The 18075-nt window shown below is 71.3% G+C and carries 13 protein-coding genes; 7 read left to right on the top strand and 6 right to left on the bottom strand.

All coding sequences use genetic code 11. The features are described from left to right. Positions 1 to 19: 19 nt before the first annotated feature. The 5 genes from AMK58_RS25065 to AMK58_RS25045 all read left to right on the top strand — a co-directional run bounded on the left by AMK58_RS25065 (position 20) and on the right by AMK58_RS25045 (position 5564). Positions 20 to 1276 (top strand): di-heme oxidoredictase family protein, encoded by a 1257-nt coding sequence (locus AMK58_RS25065; RefSeq protein WP_059399597.1) that lies wholly within the window; start codon positions 20 to 22, stop codon positions 1274 to 1276. Positions 1277 to 1309: 33 nt separating this feature from the next. Next, complete coding sequence (locus tag AMK58_RS25060) at positions 1310 to 2422, top strand: imelysin family protein (protein WP_236778366.1); 1113 nt, start codon at positions 1310 to 1312, stop codon at positions 2420 to 2422. A 3-nt stretch (positions 2423 to 2425) separates the two neighbouring features. Beyond that, positions 2426 to 3550: a DUF1513 domain-containing protein gene (locus tag AMK58_RS25055; RefSeq protein WP_059399596.1), complete on the top strand. Its 1125-nt coding sequence runs from the start codon at positions 2426 to 2428 to the stop codon at positions 3548 to 3550. 136 nt (positions 3551 to 3686) lie between these two features. Beyond that, a complete protein-coding gene (locus AMK58_RS25050; protein WP_035682832.1) occupies positions 3687 to 3944 on the top strand; it encodes a hypothetical protein in 258 nt (85 codons plus the stop codon). Between the two features lie 33 nt (positions 3945 to 3977). Next, positions 3978 to 5564, top strand: a complete 1587-nt coding sequence (locus AMK58_RS25045; protein WP_059399722.1) for a gamma-glutamyltransferase family protein — start codon at positions 3978 to 3980, stop codon at positions 5562 to 5564. Positions 5565 to 5586: 22 nt separating this feature from the next. On the opposite strand, the gene AMK58_RS25040 is transcribed toward AMK58_RS25045, so the two are convergent. Both AMK58_RS25040 and AMK58_RS25035 read right to left on the bottom strand, forming a co-directional pair. Beyond that, on the bottom strand, positions 5587 to 6927 hold the full coding sequence (locus AMK58_RS25040; protein ID WP_059399595.1) for an amidase: 1341 nt from the start codon (positions 6925 to 6927) through the stop codon (positions 5587 to 5589). Positions 6928 to 7091: 164 nt separating this feature from the next. Then, positions 7092 to 8159 carry an Ldh family oxidoreductase gene (locus AMK58_RS25035; protein WP_079285404.1) on the bottom strand — a complete coding sequence of 356 codons (1068 nt, stop codon included), beginning with the start codon at positions 8157 to 8159 and terminating at the stop codon, positions 7092 to 7094. 553 nt (positions 8160 to 8712) lie between these two features. Between AMK58_RS25035 and AMK58_RS25030 the strand changes: the two genes are divergently transcribed. Continuing rightward, positions 8713 to 9192: a hypothetical protein gene (locus AMK58_RS25030; protein ID WP_035682814.1), complete on the top strand. Its 480-nt coding sequence runs from the start codon at positions 8713 to 8715 to the stop codon at positions 9190 to 9192. A gap of 39 nt (positions 9193 to 9231) precedes the next feature. On the opposite strand, the gene AMK58_RS25025 is transcribed toward AMK58_RS25030, so the two are convergent. Next, positions 9232 to 10248, bottom strand: a complete 1017-nt coding sequence (locus AMK58_RS25025; protein WP_035682812.1) for a sensor domain-containing diguanylate cyclase — start codon at positions 10246 to 10248, stop codon at positions 9232 to 9234. A 269-nt stretch (positions 10249 to 10517) separates the two neighbouring features. Here AMK58_RS25025 and AMK58_RS25020 point away from each other — a divergent pair, with 269 nt between their 5' ends. Next, positions 10518 to 11828, top strand: a complete 1311-nt coding sequence (locus AMK58_RS25020) for a solute carrier family 23 protein (protein WP_035682809.1) — start codon at positions 10518 to 10520, stop codon at positions 11826 to 11828. Positions 11829 to 11897: 69 nt separating this feature from the next. Here AMK58_RS25020 and AMK58_RS25015 read toward each other — a convergent pair whose 3' ends face one another. The 3 genes from AMK58_RS25015 to AMK58_RS25005 all read right to left on the bottom strand — a co-directional run bounded on the left by AMK58_RS25015 (position 11898) and on the right by AMK58_RS25005 (position 18013). Then, the gene (locus tag AMK58_RS25015) at positions 11898 to 14882 is read right to left on the bottom strand and encodes a PAS domain-containing protein (RefSeq protein ID WP_051140967.1); all 2985 of its coding nucleotides are present in this window, start codon (positions 14880 to 14882) and stop codon (positions 11898 to 11900) included. Between the two features lie 219 nt (positions 14883 to 15101). Next, positions 15102 to 16868 (bottom strand): ABC transporter ATP-binding protein, encoded by a 1767-nt coding sequence (locus tag AMK58_RS25010; protein WP_035682807.1) that lies wholly within the window; start codon positions 16866 to 16868, stop codon positions 15102 to 15104. Beyond that, positions 16865 to 18013 (bottom strand): beta-galactosidase, encoded by a 1149-nt coding sequence (locus tag AMK58_RS25005; RefSeq protein WP_059399594.1) that lies wholly within the window; start codon positions 18011 to 18013, stop codon positions 16865 to 16867. Before AMK58_RS25005 ends, AMK58_RS25010 begins: the two co-directional genes overlap by 4 nt. Positions 18014 to 18075: the final 62 nt, after the last annotated feature.

The raw sequence follows: 18075 nt of genomic DNA, 5'->3' as shown, positions 1-18075 counted from the left end.
ACCGATGCCCGCCCGACCGATGAAAGCCCGCTTCGCCTTCCTGCTCGCTCTGCTGCCGGCCCTGCCGGCAATGGCGGGTGACCTCGACGCCCGGATCGGCGAAAAGCTGTTCCGGCGGATGTGGGTCAGCGCCCCCACGGTGACGCACGCCAACGACGGGTTGGGGCCGCTCTACGATGCCCGCTCCTGCGCCGCCTGCCATCCGGCGGCCCGCCAGGGGCGCCCGCCCGATCCCGACACGCCCGACGACCATGGCGTCGGCTACGCGTTGAAGCTCAGCGGGGACCCCGTCTATGGGCGGCAGATCCAGACCAACGCGGTGCTCGGCTTCGCCATCGAGGGCAAGCCGTCCCTGAGCTACCGCGAGGAGACGGTGCGCTTCCCCGACGGCGACACGACGACGCTGCGCCGGCCGGTGGTAACCGTCACCGACCTCAATTACGGGCCGTTGGCCGAGGCGACGGCGATCTCCGCCCGCATCGCCCCGTCCGTGCGCGGCATGGGCCTGCTGGAGCGCATCCCCGAAGCCGACATCCTGGCCGGCGCCGATCCGGAGGACCGCGACGGCGACGGCATCGCCGGTCGCCCCAACTGGGTGGCGCCGGAGGGCACGCGGCAGCTCGGCCGCTTCGGCTGGAAGGCCGTCCACCCGACGCTGCACCGCCAGAATTCGGAGGCCTTCAGCCTCGACATCGGCATGTCCACCCCGGCCTATCCCGAGCCCTGGGGCGACTGCACCCCGGCGCAGACCGAATGCCGGAACGCCCCGCACGGCGACTCCCCGCAGTATGAGGGGCTGGAGATCCCCTCCACGGTGATCGGGCTGATCGACGGCTATCTGCGCACCCTGCCGCCGGACGGCGGGCTGGAGGCGCCGCGCGACACGGCGGGCGGCGCGCTGTTCGCCGCCACCGGCTGCGCGTCCTGCCACCGCCCCTCCTTCACCACGGCGGAGGACGCCGCGCATCCCACGCTGTCGCGCCGGACGATCTTCCCCTACAGCGACCTGCTTCTCCACGACCTGGGCGAGGATCTGGCCGACGGCGTGGCGATGGGCGCGGCGCGGGGCCGCGACTGGCGCACGACGCCGCTGTGGGGGATGAAGCGGCTGGCCGACGCTGACGGCACGCTGGCCCTGCTCCACGACGGGCGGGCGCGCAGCGTGACCGAGGCCATCCTGTGGCACGGCGGCGAGGCGGACAAGGCGCGCGGCGCCTTCATGGCGCTGCCGCGCGGCGACCGCGAAAAGTTGGTGCGTTTCGTTCTGGGGCTCTAAAGTCCACACGGTTTGAATGGCATAGGTGATGAGATGCAACGCCGCCGCATGATCGGCCTGATGTCGGCCGCCGCCCTGTCGATCCTCCTGCCGGGCAAGCTCGCCTTGGCGGCGCGGGAGCCGGCGGGGGACGCCGCCGTGCTGGGCGGGCTGGTCCGAACCCACGCCCTGCCGCGCTTCGACGCGCTGGCTTCCGCCGCCGGCATCTACGCGGAGCGGCTGGACCAGTTCGCCGCGGCGCCGACGGCGGACGGGTTGGAGAGCTGTCGCGCCGCCCACCGCGCCGTCTACGACGCCTGGGCCGGCGTCCAGCACCTGCGCGCCGGGCCGCTGTCGATGGAACTGCGCGCCGACCGCATCGCCTTCTGGCCGGAACGGGCCGGGGTGGTGCAGCGCCAGATCCTCGCCATGCTGAAGGCCCGCGATCCCAAGCTGCTGGAGCCGGGCGGGCTGGCCCGCCAGAGCGCCGCGGTGCAGGGGCTGACCGCTCTGGAGCGGCTGCTGTTCGACGAGGGCGTCACCGCCGCGTCGTTCCAGGGGGATGAGGCCGGGCGCTTCCGCGGCGCGCTGGCCGCTGCGGTGGCGCAGAACGTTCTCGCCATCGCCCGCGAGGTCCGCGACGGCTGGAAGGCGCTGGAGGCGCCGCTGACCGCTGGGGAGGCGACCGCGCTCGGCCCCGACGCGGGCTCCGCGGTCAACGCCCTCTTCACCGGGTCGCTCACCGCCCTGCAGGTGGTCGCCGACCAGAAGCTTCTGGCGCCGCTCGGCCCCAACGCCGGGGAGGCCAAGCCGGCGGTGGCCGAGGCGCTGCGCAGCGGCCAGTCGGCCCGCAACGTCCGCATCAACCTGGAGGCGCTGCGCGCCCTGCTGCTGGGCGAGGGCGGCGGCCCCGGCCTGACCGCGCTGCTGCCCGCCGGCGACCCCGGCGCCCAGGCCCGCCGCGCGCTGGAGGAGGGTTTCACCGCCGCGATCCGCGCCGCCGAGGCGATCCCCGCGCCGATCAACGTCGCCGTCGCCGATCCGGCCAAGCGCAAGACCGTGGAGGCGACCCTGCAACGGGCCAAGGACCTGCGCAACCTGCTGACCGGCACCGTCGCGCCGCTGCTGGACATCAGCATCGGCTTCAACGAACTGGATGGAGACTGAGCGATGGATGCGACCCGCCGGGGCACTCTGCTCCTGATTGGTGGCGGCCTGCTTGGAGGCGGTCTGCTTGGCGCTCTCCTGGGGCCGGCGCGGGCGGAGACCGCGGGGGGCACGCTGTTCCTCAACGCCTACGCCACCGCGGCGGCCGCGCCGGAGTATGGTGTGGCGGCGCTGGATGGCGCAGGCGGCGTGCGCTTCACCACCCCGACGCCGGGCCGCGCCCACGGGGTGGTCACGCACCCGGCGCGGGCTGAGGCCGTCGCCTTCGCCCGCCGTCCGGGACGCTGGTTCATGCCGCTGTCGCTGGTTGATGGCCGTCCGGGGCCGGTGATCCGCGCGCCGGAGGACCGCCGCTTCACCGGCCACGGCGCCTTCTCCACGGACGGGCGACTGCTCTATGTGGCGGAGGACGACGTGCCGCGCGAGACCGGGTCGATCGGCGTCTACGACGCGATGGACGGCTACCGCCGCGTCGGCGCGATGCCGACCCACGGGCTGGGGCCGCACGAGCTTCTGATGATCGCGGACGGCACGGTCCTGGCGGTCGGCAACGGCGGCGTCATCACCCACCCGGACACCGGCCGGGCCAAGCTGAACCTGGACGAGATGGACTCCTCCATCACCTACGTCGAGGTGGCGAGCGGGAAGCTGCTCGATCAGGTGCGCCTGCCGGAGGAGCACGCGAATCTCGGCATCCGCCACATCGCCGCCCTGGCCGACGGCGGGATCGCCTTCGGCGCGCAGGACGAGCGGCCCGTCGGCATGCTCCAGCCGCTGACCGGCACGCACCGTCCGGGGGGCGGCGCGGTGCGCCTGTTCGAGACTCCGGACGACGAGCTGTCCCGCTTCGAGGGCTACATCGGCAGCGTCGCCGCCGACAAGGGCAAGGTCGCGGCCAGCTCGCCCAAGGGCGGCATCATCGGGCTGTGGGACGACGCCACCGGCGCGTGGCTGGGGTCGGCGGCGCTGCCCGACGGCTGCGGCATCGCCCCGGACGGCGACGGCTTCCTGGCGAGCAGCGGGCTCGGCAATCTCCGGACGGTCGGCGCGACGCCGGACCTGCCGGGCGACGGGCTGCGGCTGGCCGACTTCCGTTGGGACAATCATATGACGCGCATCGCCACCTGACGCGCGTCGCCGTATGACGCGCCGTTCGTAAGGCTTCCTATGAAAAAGCGCCGGGCGGCGGCCTGCACGGTGGCCCGCCGCCCGCCGTGCTGATAGGCTTGGGGTCACTGCCGCCAAGACACTGCCGCCGGACGCCATGATCGTCGATGAATATCTGGGGTTCCGCGCCGGGGACGAGGTTCTCGACCTTGCGGAGCTGACCGCCGGAACCGCCCGCATCAAGGAACTTCATCTCGTGCCCAGCGACTGGGCGAACGGGCCGACCGTCATCGCCGTGATGGTCAACGGCGCCGAGCGGTACGTCATCCAGCTCAAGAAGGTGCAGATCCACGCCGCGAAGGAGCCGGAGGTCCGGAACCGCCGCGTCATCCCCCTGCGCCGCGACCCGCACTGACCCGTTTCCCGTTCCGGAGGGCGCCCCGTCGTGATTCGTGACTTCTGCCGGCCCGGACGGTCGGCGCTGGTGGCGACGGAGGCCGCGGTGGCCACCTCGCACCCGCTGGCCAGCGCGGCGGCGTTGGAGATCCTGGCGGCGGGCGGCAACGCCGTGGATGCGGCCATCGCCGCCGTCGCGGTGCAATGCGTGGTCGAGCCGCACATGACCGGCATCGGCGGCGATGCCTTCGCCCTCTACGCCCCGGCGAACGGGGGCCAGGTGGTCGCCCTGAACGGCAGCGGGCGCGCTCCCGCCGCCGCGAGCGTGGAGCGTCTGGCCGGGCTGGGCGTCACCGGCGAGATCCCGCGCCACGGCGCCCACGCCGTCACCGTGCCGGGCGCCGTCGCCGCCTGGACGCGGCTGCACGCCGACCACGGGCGGCTGCCGCTCGACCGGGTCTTCCTGCGCGCCATCCGCTACGCCGAGGAGGGCTACGGCGTCTCCCCGCGGGTGGCCCAGGACTGGGCGGCGGCGGCGCCCCTGCTGGCGGCGGACGAGGGCTGCCGCGCCGTCTTCCTGCCCGGCGGCCGCGCGCCGCGCGCCGGGGAGCGTCACGCCCAGCCGTTGCTCGGCCAGCGGCTGCGGGACATCGCGGCGCACGGGGCGGCGGCCTTCTACACGGGGGCCACGGCGGAGTCGCTGGTCGGTTTCCTGCGCGCCCGCGGCGGGCTGCACACGCTGGACGACTTCGCGGCGGCGCAGGGCGGGGCGGAGTATGTGACGCCGATCGCCACCGAGTACCGCGGCTACGAAATCCTGGAATGCCCGCCCAACGGCCAGGGCCTCGCCGCGCTGATGATCCTCAACGCGCTGGGCGGTTTCGACCTGTCGCCGTCGGTCGGCGACGCCGACCGCCACCATCTGCACGCCGAGGCGACCAAGCTCGCCTACCACCACCGTGACGTTCTTGTTGGGGGCGGCGGACCGGACGCCGCCGCGGCTCTGCTGTCGGCGGAGGCGACGGCAGCGCTGCGCCGCCGCATCGACCCGGCCCGCGCCCAGGCCCCCGCGCTGTGGACGGAGGCGGAGCACAAGGACACGGTCTGCCTCAGCGTGGTCGACCGCGACGGCAACGCCATTTCCTTCATCAACTCGATCTTCCACAGCTTCGGCAGCGTGCAGCTCGACCCGGCGACCGGCGTGCTCCTGCACAGCCGCGGCACCTCCTTCCGCCTGACCGAGGGGCACCCCAACGCCCTGGCGCCGCGCCGCCGCCCGCTGCACACCATCATCCCCGGCCTGATCCGCAAGGACGGGCGCGCGGTCTGCCCCTTCGGCGTGATGGGCGGCCATTACCAGGCGGCCGGGCACGGCGCCTTCGTGTCGGCGGTGCTCGACCGCGGGCTGGACGTCCAGACCGCCATCGACCAGCCGCGCAGCTTCGCCTTCAACGGCGTCCTGGAGATCGAGCCCACCGTGGCGGAGGACACCGCGGCCGAACTGGCGCGCCGCGGCCACGCGGTGGTCCGCCGGGACGAGCCGATGGGCGGCGGGCAGGCGATCTGGATCGACCACGCCGCCGGCCTGCTGATCGCCGGCTCGGACCACCGCAAGGACGGCTGCGCCCTGGGATTGTGAGGGGGCGGGTCGCCCCCTCGGGTCAGGCGCCCACCACCGGCTCCACCGCGGCGGCGATGGACAGCAGGCGGCGGTCGGCCCCCGCAGCACCCACCAGCATCAGGCCGCTGGGCAACTCGCCGGCGCGCTGCATCGGCAGGCTGATGGCGCAGCGGTCCAGGAAGTTGAACAGGGCGCAGTTGCGCAGCAGCAGCAGGTTCAGCCGCGCAAACTCCGCGTCCTCGGCGAAGGCGTCGATGCGCGGGGCGAGCAGCGGCACGGTCGGCATCAGCAGCGCGTCGTAGTCCGCCGTGGTCCGGTCGGTGCGGGCGATCAGGTCGGCGCGGCGCTGCGTCACCTCGATGTAATCGACGGCGCTCATGGTCTGGCCGCGCTCGATCCGGACGCGGACGCGCGGGTCGTAGAGGTCGCCCTTCTCCGCCAGCAGGTCGCGGTGCCAATGGGCGGCCTCCGCCGCGGGCAGGCCGCCCTTGGCGTTGGCCGGGCCGATCTCCGCCAGCTCCGCCATGGGAATCTCGATAATGCGCGCCCCGGCCTCGGACAGGCGGCGGCAGGCGGCGTCGAAGGCGGTGGCCACCGCGTCCTCCATGCCGTCGAGGACCACCGTCTGCGGCACGGCGAAGCGCAGCCCGGCCAGCCCGACCGGCGGCGGCACCCACTCCGCCTCGCCGGCCAGGACGGCGTCGGCGATGGCACAGCATTCCACCGTCCGGGCGAGCGGCCCGATGGAATCGAGCGACCAGGACAGCGGCAGGGCGCCGCGCAGCGACACCCGGCGCTGGGTCGGCTTGAAGCCGACGATGCCGCACAGCGCCGCCGGGATGCGGATCGAGCCGCCGGTGTCGGTGCCCAGCGCCAGCGGGACATGGCCGGCCGCCACCGACACCCCGGCGCCCGACGACGAGCCGCCGGGAATGCGCGCGGGATCGGCGGGGTTGCCGGGGGTGCCGTAATGCGGGTTGATGCCGACGCCGGAGAAGGCGAACTCCGTCATGTTGGTGCGGCCCACCACCACCGCACCGGCGGCACGCAGCCGGGCCACGGCGTCGGCGTCGCGGCTGGCCGGGACGGCGTCCTCCAGCGCCCGCGACCCGGCCCGCGTGACGTGCCCGGCCTCGTCGAACAGGTCCTTGACCGAGATCGGCAGGCCGGCCAGCGGGGAGGGGTGCTGCCCGGCCCGGCGCAGCAGATCCTGGGCGTCCGCCGCCGCGCGGGCCGGCTCGGCGTGCAGGGCGGTGTAGGTCTTGCGCGCCTCCTCGCCGCCGGCCGCGATGGCGGCGAGGGCGGAATCGACGAGCTGGCGGCTGGTGGTGGCGCCGTCGTCGAGCTGGCGGGAGAGGGTGGCGATGGTGGGCGTCGTCATGGCGGGAACCGACCGGGTTGGAAGGAGGGAAGGGGCGTCATACGGCCGGCACATGTACAGTTCCATGATCGGCCGGCCGTATGACCCTTTCGCACATGGCTGCGCCATGTGCTGTCGGGTTTGAACCGAAGGCGTTTGATGGAGGCCATCAAACGCCTTCGGTATCAGGCGTCGCCGGCCAGGGCGCGCAGCTCGGCCAGCCGGGCGGGGGCCAGCGGGATGCCGTCGCGCAGGGTGCGGGTGCGGCGGGCGTAGCGGCGCTCGCCCGGCATGCGGTCCTGCCCCGCTTCCCTGACGTTCCCGATGAGGCCGGCGACGCGGTCGGCGAAGGCCCCGGTCCCGCCGCGCTCCGGGTCGATGACGATGAAGAGCTGGCCGGTGCAGGGCGTCTCGGCGCCGGGATGGGCCGACCAGTCGACCTCGCGCGAGTATTTGCCGCCGGTCAGCGCCGCCGCCAGCACCTCGATCATGAAGGCGATGGAGCCGCCCTTGTGGCCGCCGAAGGGCAGCAGGGCGCCGCCGTCGAGAACGGCCCTGGGGTCGGTGGTCGGCTTGCCGTCGCGGTCCACGCCGGAACCGGCGGGGATGGCGTGCCCCTCGCGCGCCGCGATGCGCACGTCGCCGTTGGCCATGGAGCTGGCCGCCTGGTCGAACACCATCGGGTCGCCGCCGGCGACCGGGGTGGCGAAGGCCATCGGGTTGGTGCCGTAGACGGCGGCCTTGCCGCCCGGCGGCACGACGCAGGCGAAGCTGTTGACGAAGGAGAGCGCCACCAGCCCCTCCCGCGCGAAGGGCTCGACGTCCGGCCACAGGGCGCTGAAATGGTGGGAGTTGCGGATCGCCATCACAGCAACGCCGTTGTCGCGCACCATCTCCAGAAAGCGGTCGCGGGCGGCCAGGAAGGCGGGCTGGGTGAAGCCGTTGGCGGCGTCGACGCGCAGGAAGGCGGGACCGGCCTCCTCCACCGTCGGTTCGGCCCGACCGTCCACCCAGCCGCTCTTCAGCGAGCCGACATAGCCGGGGATGCGGAACACGCCGTGGCTGGTCGAGCCGTCGCGCTCGCAGGACGCGCAGTTCTCCGCCAGGATCGCCGCCACCCGCTCCGACGTGCCGTGGCGCAGGAAGATGCGCTCCAGCAGCGCCACCAGATCCGCGAAGGCCACCGGCGTTCCGGTTTCCGCGGTCTGGGCGAAGGCCGCGGCGGCGCGGCGGCTGGGGGTCTCGTCACTCATGCTCGTCCCTTCCGGTTCTCGTGTTCTTCTTGCGGGCGCCCCGGACTCTTGCCGGTCCACTGGTCGCCGCGCGCACCATAGCGCGCGGCGGCGGCGCGGGCGAAAGGGAATGGCGTCCGCCTGTCCGCAATCGACCCGTCAAACGTGGGATTGAGGGGTGGGCTTCGTTTGTAATTCTGAATGTGCGTAATTATAACCAACTGACTTTATTGGCGAATTGGATGGCGGTAGGGAACCATGGCGCCGCCGGGCCCGTTGTCTGGAAGCCTGCCGGCCGGAGGCGCATCCACCGGTCGTTACGGTGCTCCGGCACGGAGGAGCGGCAAATTGCCGCGGTCATCGCCACGCTGGCGTGAAAGCGCGCGGAATCAGCCCTGCCATGCTTCCGGTGGGTGTTGACGGGCGGATGTTGCGGTGCACAATAAACAACGAACAGGATGAGACCGTAAGGTGCTTGTTCTGGATCAAGGTCACGGGCCTGCCTTCCTGTCAAACAGATGGGGACAAGCGGACGCCGGTTGCAGCGGTTGACTGTTTTGTATGAGGGACCACGATGCGCGATCATTCCAGCCGTCACGGTGATTCCGGTTTCGATTCCGGAGTTCTCTGGGGAACCTCCATCGCTGGCATCGCGCTGTCCGGCCTCATGGCGTTCACCTGGAACCCTGCGGACGCCTCGTCGTCCGGACCGGCCTCGGCGATCATCGACCGCGGCGCCCACCAGCTCGACCACGCCGCCTGCACGGAGGCGCTATCCACCCTGCTGGCCCGCTTCCGCGACAATCCGGATGTCCTGTGGGTGTGGGTGGAGCAGAGCGTTCCGTCGGGCCACGGGCTGGTCGTGCGCACCAAGGCGACCTCCGTGTCGCCCGACGCCCCGCGGCCCTACGCCTTCCGCCCCAACAACAGCGTGAATCCGGAGCAGGCCTGCGGCTTCAGCAGCAATTCCGTCCACGCGATGTCGATGGGCGGCGTCGCCCAGCCCTACGAAGTGACCGCTCCCGATCCGTGGAGCGCGGCCGGCGGCCCGTAAGGCGCCGACAATCACCGCGGGCGGTGTCTGGCCCGGACTTCAGGCCCGGGCGGCCCGCCGGATCTTCTTCTGAACATACATGGCGGCGTCGGCGGCGCGCAGCGCGTCGTCGGGCGTCGTGGTGCCGGGGTCGGCGCTGACCACCCCGACGCTTGCACCTGGATAGTCGAAGGCGCAGCTGTCCAGGCGGTAGACGCCGCGGATCAGTGGCTCCACCCGCTCGCGCAACGCGTCGGCGGCATCCTCCCCCTCGGCGCCGGGCGTGGCGCCCATGCCGACGATGATGAATTCGTCGCCGCCCAGCCGGCCCAGCGTGTCGCCCGCCCGCAGCCCCGCGCCGATGCGCTGTCCCACCTTGGTCAGGAACGCGTCGCCCGCCTCGTGCCCGTGGGTGTCGTTGATGGCCTTGAAACCGTCCAGGTCGATGAAGCCGATCAGCACGCTCTGGCCAGCCCGTTCGGCCATGGCGAACAGCCGGTGCAGTTCCGCGACGATGGCGCGCCGGTTCGGCAGGCCGGTCAGCGCGTCGGTGTAGGAATAAGATTCCAGCGCCGCGTTCAGGTCCCGGAACTGGTTTAGAAGCTGTTCGCGCTGCACATGAAGGGCGATCAGCGAGGCGAACAGGCGCAGCACCTGCTCCCCTTTGGGGGTTAGCGGCTTTTGCTCCGAGCTGGCGGCGCAGAGCGTGCCGAACAGGCTGCCGTCGTCGAGATGGACCGGCGTGCTGACATAGGTGCGGATGCCCAGCGCCGCCGCCGCCTCGGAATCGCCCCAGCAGCCGGGCACGTCGTCGGTATAGAGCTTGCCCTCGTCGAGTGCCCGCTTGCACAGCGTGCCCTCCCACGGAACGGCCAGCCCTTCGGGAATGGTCAGGGTCTTGGTGTTGCAGGAGAAGAGAATGCGCTGGATGCCGTGTTCCAGCTCGATCCGGGTGAGGTAGGTGGCTTCCAGTTCCGTCACCAGTTCCAGAAGCGACAGCAAGGGCCGGGTCAGGTCTTCCACGGTCTTCGCCGACGAAAGGGTGTCGGTGAGTTGAGCAAACAGTTCGTCGGCCATGCGGTCAGCCATTCTAAAAAACAGAAGCATCATCCCCGCCTTGCAAGCGGGAACGCAGTTTCATGTCTGGTAATGGAAATTTTGATTAAAACCCACACTAACAAAAGGGCGATGGCGAGGCAACGGGTGAATGATTTCACGCCCCCGATGGTGGCGTTGGGCATCCGTGGAAGGTATCTGCCGAAAAATTCCGCATGGTGGCGTTTGACCGGGCAGGCCGTCGCGGAGTAACCCTTGCCGTGCAACCACCGATACGGGAACCGCAGTTCATGACAGCCCCGCGCGACCGGGTGCTGGACGTCCACGACCGTCCGCCCCCGGCCACCTTCCTCCTGCTCAGCCTCCAGCACCTGTTCGCCATGTTCGGCGCCAACGTGCTGGTGCCGATCCTCACCGGTCTCGACCCGTCGGTGGCGCTCGTCACCAGCGGTCTGGGCACCCTGATCTACCTGGCCTTCACCAAGTGGCGGCTGCCCGCCTATCTGGGCTCCTCCTTTGCCTTCATCGGCCCGATCGTCGCCGCCACTCAGATCGGCGGGACCGGCGGCGCGCTGGTCGGAGCCTGCGCGGCGGGGGCGGTCTATGTGGCCGTCGCCCTGCTGATCCGTGCCTTCGGCGTGCGCTGGCTGCTGGCCATCCTGCCGCCCATCGTCGTCGGGCCGGTGATCGTGGTGATCGGCCTCGGCCTCGCCTCGGTCGCCGTGGGCATGGCGCAGAACACCGCGGGCGGCGGCGAATACAGCCTGCCGCACTTCCTGCTGGCGCTGGCGACGCTGGGCAGCATCTTCCTCTATTCGATCGTGCTGCGCGGCTTCTTCACGGTGGTGCCGATCCTGCTGGGCATCCTGACCGGCTACGTCCTGGGCGTGGTCTTCGGCATGGTCGACTTCGGACCGGTCGCCGCGGCACCCTTCCTGCGCATGCCCGACTTCCATCTGCTGTTCTCCGGCATGAAGGAGGGCGTGTCGGCCTGGGCGATGATCCTGCTGGTGGCGCCGGTGGCGCTGGTCACCATCGCGGAGCACATCGGCGGGCAGATCGTGCTGAGCCGCGTCGTCGGCCGCAACTTCATCGCCGATCCGGGCCTGCACCGCTCGGTGTTCGGCGACGGCGTGGCGACCATGGTGGCGGGCGCGCTGGGCGGTCCCCCGGCGACGACCTACGGCGAGAACATCGGCGTGCTGGCGGTAACCCGCGTCTTCAGCGTGTGGGTGATCGGCGGGGCGGCGACGCTCGCCATCATCCTGGGCTTCGTGGGCAAGCTGTCGGCCTTCCTGTCGAGCATCCCCACGGCGGTGATGGGCGGCGTTTCCATCGCGCTGTTCGGCGTCATCGCGTCCTCGGGCATCCGCACGCTGATCGAGGGCAAGGTGGATCTGGGCGACAAGCGCAACCTGCTGATCTCCTCGACCATCCTGGTGATCGGCATCGGCGGGGCGTCGCTGAAGTTCGGCGACGGCGGCTTCGTCGTCTCGTCGATGGCGCTGTCGGCGGTGATGGGCGTCGTCCTGAACGCGGTCCTGCCGGGCCGCGGCACCGGCGGCGACGCCGAGGCCATCCTGTCCTCCGACCACATCTGAGCAACCGGATCGCGGCCGGCCAAGGCGGAGTCCCCCTGGGGGCTCCGCCTTTTTTATTCCCCGATTTCTTTAGTCCTCGACTTGGCCCATCAGGATCGCGTCGATCCGCCCGACCAGTTCGTCGATCCGGTAGGGCTTCGCCAGCACCGGGATGCCGGTGGCGCGGGCGATGTCCTCGCTGTAGCCGGTCGCCAGGATGACCGGCAAGCTGGGTCGCCGCTCGCGGGCTTCGCGGGCCAGGTCGATGCCGCTCATCGCACCGGGCATCACAACGTCGCTCAGCAGCACGTCGACCCCGTCGTCCGCCAGGTGGGGCAGCGCCTCCTCGGCGTTCGCGGCGGACAGCACGGCGAACCCGGCGTCCTCCAGCGCCGTGCTGACGGTCATGGCGACGATGGGATCGTCCTCCACCACGAGAACGCGGCCGTGGCGCCGCGCGCCAACCGACGGCCGCACGATGGCGGCGGGAAGGGCGGGCTCCATCGTCGGGGCCACTCCGGAGCGGCGGAGCAGCAGATGCACCGTCGTGCCATGGTCCGGCGCGCTGTCAATCCAGGCGGTGCCGCCGGCCTGCCGGGCGAGGCCGTAGACCTGGGCCAGCCCCAACCCCGTCCCCTTGCCGAGGTCCTTCGTCGTGAAGAACGGCTCGAAGGCGCGGGCGGTCACCGCGGCGGGCATGCCGCAGCCGGTGTCCGACACCGACAGGTGCAGGAACTCGCCTTCCACTCCCCGCGGATCGCCGGGTGCAAACACGCTGTTGACCGCCTCCACCGTCAGCCGCCCGCCGGACGGCATGGCGTCGCGCGCGTTGACGGCGAGGTTGATGACCGCCAGTTCGAACTGTGTCGGGTCCACCTCGACGGGCCAGAGATCGTCGCCGAGGCGGAGGTCCAGCGCAATGTCGGCGCGCAGCGCCCGTTCCAGCAGGGCCGACATGGCGAGCACCCGCTCGCGCACGCCGATGGATTCCGGGCGCAGGCTGTCGCGCCGGGCGAAGGCCATGAGCTGCTGCACCAGCTTGGCCCCGCGCCCCACCGCCTGCTGCCCGGCGTCGAGCAGGGCATGGACCTGCGGCTCCCCGGTGCGGCGCCCGATCATCAACAGGCAGCCTTCCAGCGCCTGGAGCAGATTGTTGAAGTCGTGCGCCACGCCGCCGGTCAACTGGCCGACCGCCTCCATCTTCTGGGCTTGGCGAAGCTGCTCCTCGGTCTGCCGCAGGGCGGCGTCGGCCTCCTTCTGGGCGGTGATGTCGCGGCCCACGGCGTGGATGAAGCGGTCGTCCGGCACGGCGACCCAGGACAGCCAGAGGTAATGACCGTCCTTGTGGCGGTAGCGGTTCTCGAAGCGGTGCGTGGTCTGCCCGGTGCCCAGCCGCGCCGCCTCGGCCCGCGTGCGCCCCAGATCGTCGGGATGCACGAAGTCCAAGAAGTTGCGCGCCGCCAACTCTTCCTCCGTCCAGCCCAGCAGACTGGTCCAGGCCGGATTGACGGCGTTGATGGTGCCGTCGAAGCGGGCCACCAACATCACGTCGGTGGACAGGCGCCACATGCGGTCGCGGTCGGCGGTGCGGTCGGCGACGCGCTGCTCCAGCGTGGCGTTCAGGTCGCGCAGCGCGTCCTCGGCATGCTTGGCCTCGGTGACGTCGCTGCCCTCGCAGAAGATCCCGGTCACCCGCCCGTCGGCGTCCTTGATGGGCTGGTAGATGAAGGTGATGAAGCGCTCCTCCACCGGCGCGCCGGGTTGGCGGACGACCCGCACCGGCAGGGCGTGCCCGACGAAGGGCTTCCCGCTGTCGTACACGCGGCCCAGCAGCTCGAAGAAGCCCTGGCCGGCGACCTCCGGCATGGCCTCGTGCACCGGCTTGCCGATCAGGGGGCGGTCGCCGACCAGTTGCCGGTAGGAGTCGTTGGCCAGTTCGAACACATGGTCCGGGCCGCGCAGCACGCACATGAAGTTGGGCGACTGCCGGAAGAGGTTGCGCATCTGCTCCCCCTCCGCGGCCAGCCTGGCGTTGGCGCGGTGCAGCGATTCCTCCGCCTGGGCGCGCTCCAGCGCCGACCATGTGCGTTCCGCCACCTCCTCCACCAGACGGACCTCGTCCGGGTGCCAGTGCCGGGGCTTCCGGTCGTGGACGTAGAGGGCGGCGACCATCCGCCCGTTCTTCACCAGGCTGGTGGTGATGGCGGAGGCGATGTTCATCCCGGCGAAGGCGGCCTGCCGGTCCGGCGCGGCGAAGCGCGGGTCCGCTGCGGCGTCGTGGATGGTCAGTGTCCCGCCGCTGCGCAGCGTGTCCAGAAGCTCCGGCCCGAAGCTCAGCAGATCATGGGTGCCGGCCTGATGGTCGACGCTGCCGTCGGTCCAGTTCCGCTCTGTCGTGAAGAAGCGGGCGGTTTCGTCGACCACGCCGTAACCGACGCGGCTGACTCCCAGGTGACGGCCCAGAGCCTCTTCCGCCGCCGCGGCCACGGCGAACGGATTGGAGAGCTGACGCAGCCGGGCCTCCAGCTTCAGATGGAAGTCGGTGCGCCGGGCGGCGAGCACCTGCGAGGTCGTCTCGATGGCGGCGCAGAACATGCCGGGGATGCGCCCGTCCTCGCCCCGCACCGGGGTGTATGAGAAGGTGAACCAGGCGTCCTCGCGGAAACCCCGGCGCTCCATCGGGATCAACAGATCCTCGTACCAGGACGCCTCGCCGGACAGCGTGCGGTCGACCAGCGGCTTGATCTGGGGCCAGATGTCCCACCACACCTCGGCGAAGGGACGGCCGAGCGCCTCCGGATGCTTGGCCCCGAAGATCGGCACGTAGCCGTCGTTGTAGAGGAAGGACAGTTCCGGCCCCCAGGCCACGAACATCGCCTGCCGGGAGGACAGGACGACGCTGACGATGGTGCGCAGGCTCTGCGGCCAACCCTCCGGCGGGCCGAGCGCCGTTGACGCCCAGTCGTGGGAGCGCATCCGCTCTCCCATCTCGCCCCCGCCGGACAGGAAATCCAGGTCGCCCCCGATTGCCGGGCCGCCAATCCCCGGCCCGCCAATCACCGGCAGGTCCGTCATGCGCCGGCTCCGTGAATTTCGGACGGAATAAGGGTCTGAATCTCAAGGCTGCTATCGTCGGTCGTGGCTTTCATCGAGCTTTCGGGCCGCGGCGAGGTTGCGTCTGGTGTCTTAACACACCGGGCCCGGAAAGATAGCTCGTCGAAGGTCCGTTTTCCCTAACCGTTCCGGCTGATGCGGCTCCCGCGCCACGGTGCGGGGGTCGCCGGGCGGCTCCGACTATTCCGCCGCGAAGCCCTGCGCCTGGAGCTGCCACAGGGAGTTGAAAAGTCCTCCGCGCCGCCGCAACTCGGTGGGATGGCCGTCCTCGGCGATGCGGCCGTCGACCAGGACCAGGACGCGGTCGAAGGCCGACACGGTCGACAGCCGGTGAGCCACCGCGACCACCGTCCGACCCTGGGCCAGATTGGCCAGCGCCGCCTGGATCTCCTGCTCCGACTGGGTGTCGAGGGCGGAGGTCGCCTCGTCGAGGATCAGGATCGGCGCGTTCTTCAGGAAGGCGCGGGCGATGCCCAGCCGCTGCCGCTGCCCGCCCGACAGCCGCACGCCGCGCTCGCCGACCAGCGTGCCGTAGCCTTCCGGCAACTGCCGGATGAAGCCGTCGCAGAAGGCATGGCGGGCGGCCTCGAACACCTCCTCGTCACTGGCGTCGGGGCGGCCGTAGCGGATGTTCTCCAGGATCGGGCGGTGGAACAGCGCGATGTCCTGGGGCACCACGGCGATCTTGGCGCGCAGGTCGTCCTGGGCGAGCGCGGTCAGCGGCTGGCCGTCGATGAGGATGTCGCCGCGCTGCACGTCGTCCAGCCGCTGGATCAGGCTGATGATGGTGGACTTGCCGGCCCCCGACGGCCCGACCAGCCCGACCTTCTGCCCGGCCGGGATGGTCAGGCTGAAATCCTCCAGCACCTTGCGCCCTTCGGGATAGCGGTAGGAGACCCGCTCGAAGGCGATGGTGCCGCCACCGGGCTTGGCGGGTTCGGCGGGCACGGGGTCGAGCACGTCGTGGGGGCGGGCGATCACCCGCAGGCTCTCGTCGATGGCGCTGACCTGCTGGGTGGCGGTGACCAGCGCGAAGGCGAGGTCGCGGGAGCCGTGCAGGATGCGGAAGGTGAGCGCGCTGACGATCACCACGTCGCCGGTGGTGATCGTGCCGTCCCGCCACAGCAGCAGCGCCCACAGCAGCATCGACCCGGCCATCACCCACAGACAGACGTCGTGGACGACGCGGGTCTTCTCCAGATGCATCCAACTGCGGCGGTGCGCCCCGGCCTCCACCGTGAAGGCCTGCCGCAGGCGCTCGCGCTCGCGCCCGCGGGCGGAGAAGGCCTTCACCGTCCAGACGTTGGACACCACGTCGACCAGCTCGCCGTTGGTGCGGGCGGACTGTTCGGCGAAGGCGTGGTGAACCGTCCGGCCGCGCAGCCCCAGCCCGACGATGGCGACGGCGACCACCACGGCGAACATCACCAGCGCCGCCGCCATGCCCCAATGGATGGTCAGCAGCACCAGCACCGCCCCCAGGAAGTCGGTGACCGGCGGGACGATGCTCCAGGTCAGGGTGCGGAAGATGGTGGTGGCGGCGTTCTCGGTGGCGGCGATGCGGTTGCCCAGCGATCCGGCCAGATGCTCCGAGAAGTAGCGCATCGAATGGCCGGTCAGGTGGCGGAACAGGTCCAGCCGCATGTCCACGCCGGTCGCCAGCACCGTCCGGCAGCCGAGCCAGCCGCCCAGCCGCCACAGCACGTTCTCCGCCGCGATGAAGCCGAGGAACAGGCCGAGCGGAGTCCAGACGTCCGCCGCCGCCCGGTCGGGGGAGGCCATGGCGTCGATCAGCAGCTTCATCCCGTACTGCACGGCGACCGCGCAGCCCGCCGCCGCCACGATCACCGAGAACAGCCCGCCGAACGACCAGGGCCGCCGCCGGATGTAGCGCAGCAGGAAGCGGCCGGGACGGTCCGGGATGGCGTCTGTGCTGGAACCGCTCATTGAGCCGCCTGGAACTGTGGCTGGCCGAGCAGCGCGCCGATGCGGGCCTGTCCGCGCTCCAGCGCCGCGGCCAGCGGTTGATGGAGGCAACGCCCGCCCTTTTCGTCGCACAGACCGTAGAGGCCGGTCTCGCAATGGCGATCGTTGGCCCAGCCGGGATAGTCGAGGATCGGGTACAGGCAGACTCCCTCCACCGGCACATCGGCCTTCAGGGCCGCGATCACCTCCCCCGTCACATAGTCGAGCCAGGGCACGCGGGCGTCGCCCTCGGCGCCGGTCTCGGCCACCAGGACCGGGCGGCCGTAGCGCCGGTGGACCTCCGCCAGGATGTCGGCGAAGGGACGGTAGCGCGGGTCGTCGCGCCCGATGGTGCCACCCTTCAGGAACCACTGGTTGTCGGAGTAGTAGTTAACTCCGATCACGTCCAGATACTCCGGCTTGCCGCCCAACCCCGGCCAGGCGTGGCCGCCGATCATGTCCCACGCCTCGTACTGGGCCAGCCGGGCCTCCTCCGCCGCCCCGGCGTCGCCCTTGCGGTCGGGGCGGGGCAGCACGTTGATGACCGGATCGACCTGGACGATGCGGGCGCGCGGGTCGGCGGCGCGGATCGCGTCGATGGCCGCGATGCTGGCGCGGACGAGCTGATGCTTGAGTTCGGCCCCGCGGCGCTCGGCCATCGGGTTGAAGCGCTTCATGTCGCCGCCGGCCCAGGCCCAGTAGGAGATTTCATTGACCGGGCAATAGGCGGGCGCCTCCACGCCCTCGTCGCGGAGCAGGGCGGCGGCGGCCCCGGCGAAGCGGGCGAAGCGCTCCACGAAGGCGGGGCGCCAGATGTCGATGTCGTCCGGCCAGCCATAATGGCAGAGGTCCCAGATCACCTGGACCCCGGCCTCCCGCGCCGCGCGGACCATGGGCAGCAGGCTGGACCAGTCGTAGTGGCCTGGCGTGGTTTCGATGAGGTGCCAGCGCACGCCGTCGCGCACGCTGCGCAGGCCGTGCGCGGCCATGCGCCGGTAGTCCTCGGCGGCCAGCCGGTCGTGGCCGGTCGCTGCGATCAGGTCGAGCCGGCGCCCGTCGTGCCGCCGGTGCGTCGAGCATTCGAAGCCGCCGAGGAAGACGCTGTCGAACAGGGTGGGGGTGTGCATGGGGGGCTCTTCGTAGAGGGCGGGGAGTTGGGGAGGCATTGCCCCCTCCCTAACCCTCCCCC

The organism is Azospirillum brasilense, from assembly GCF_001315015.1.
GTDB classification, from domain to species: Bacteria; Pseudomonadota; Alphaproteobacteria; order Azospirillales; family Azospirillaceae; genus Azospirillum; species Azospirillum brasilense.
The sequence above is the reverse complement of the archived record's forward strand: the minus strand, read 5'-3'. Positions and strand labels throughout refer to the sequence as shown.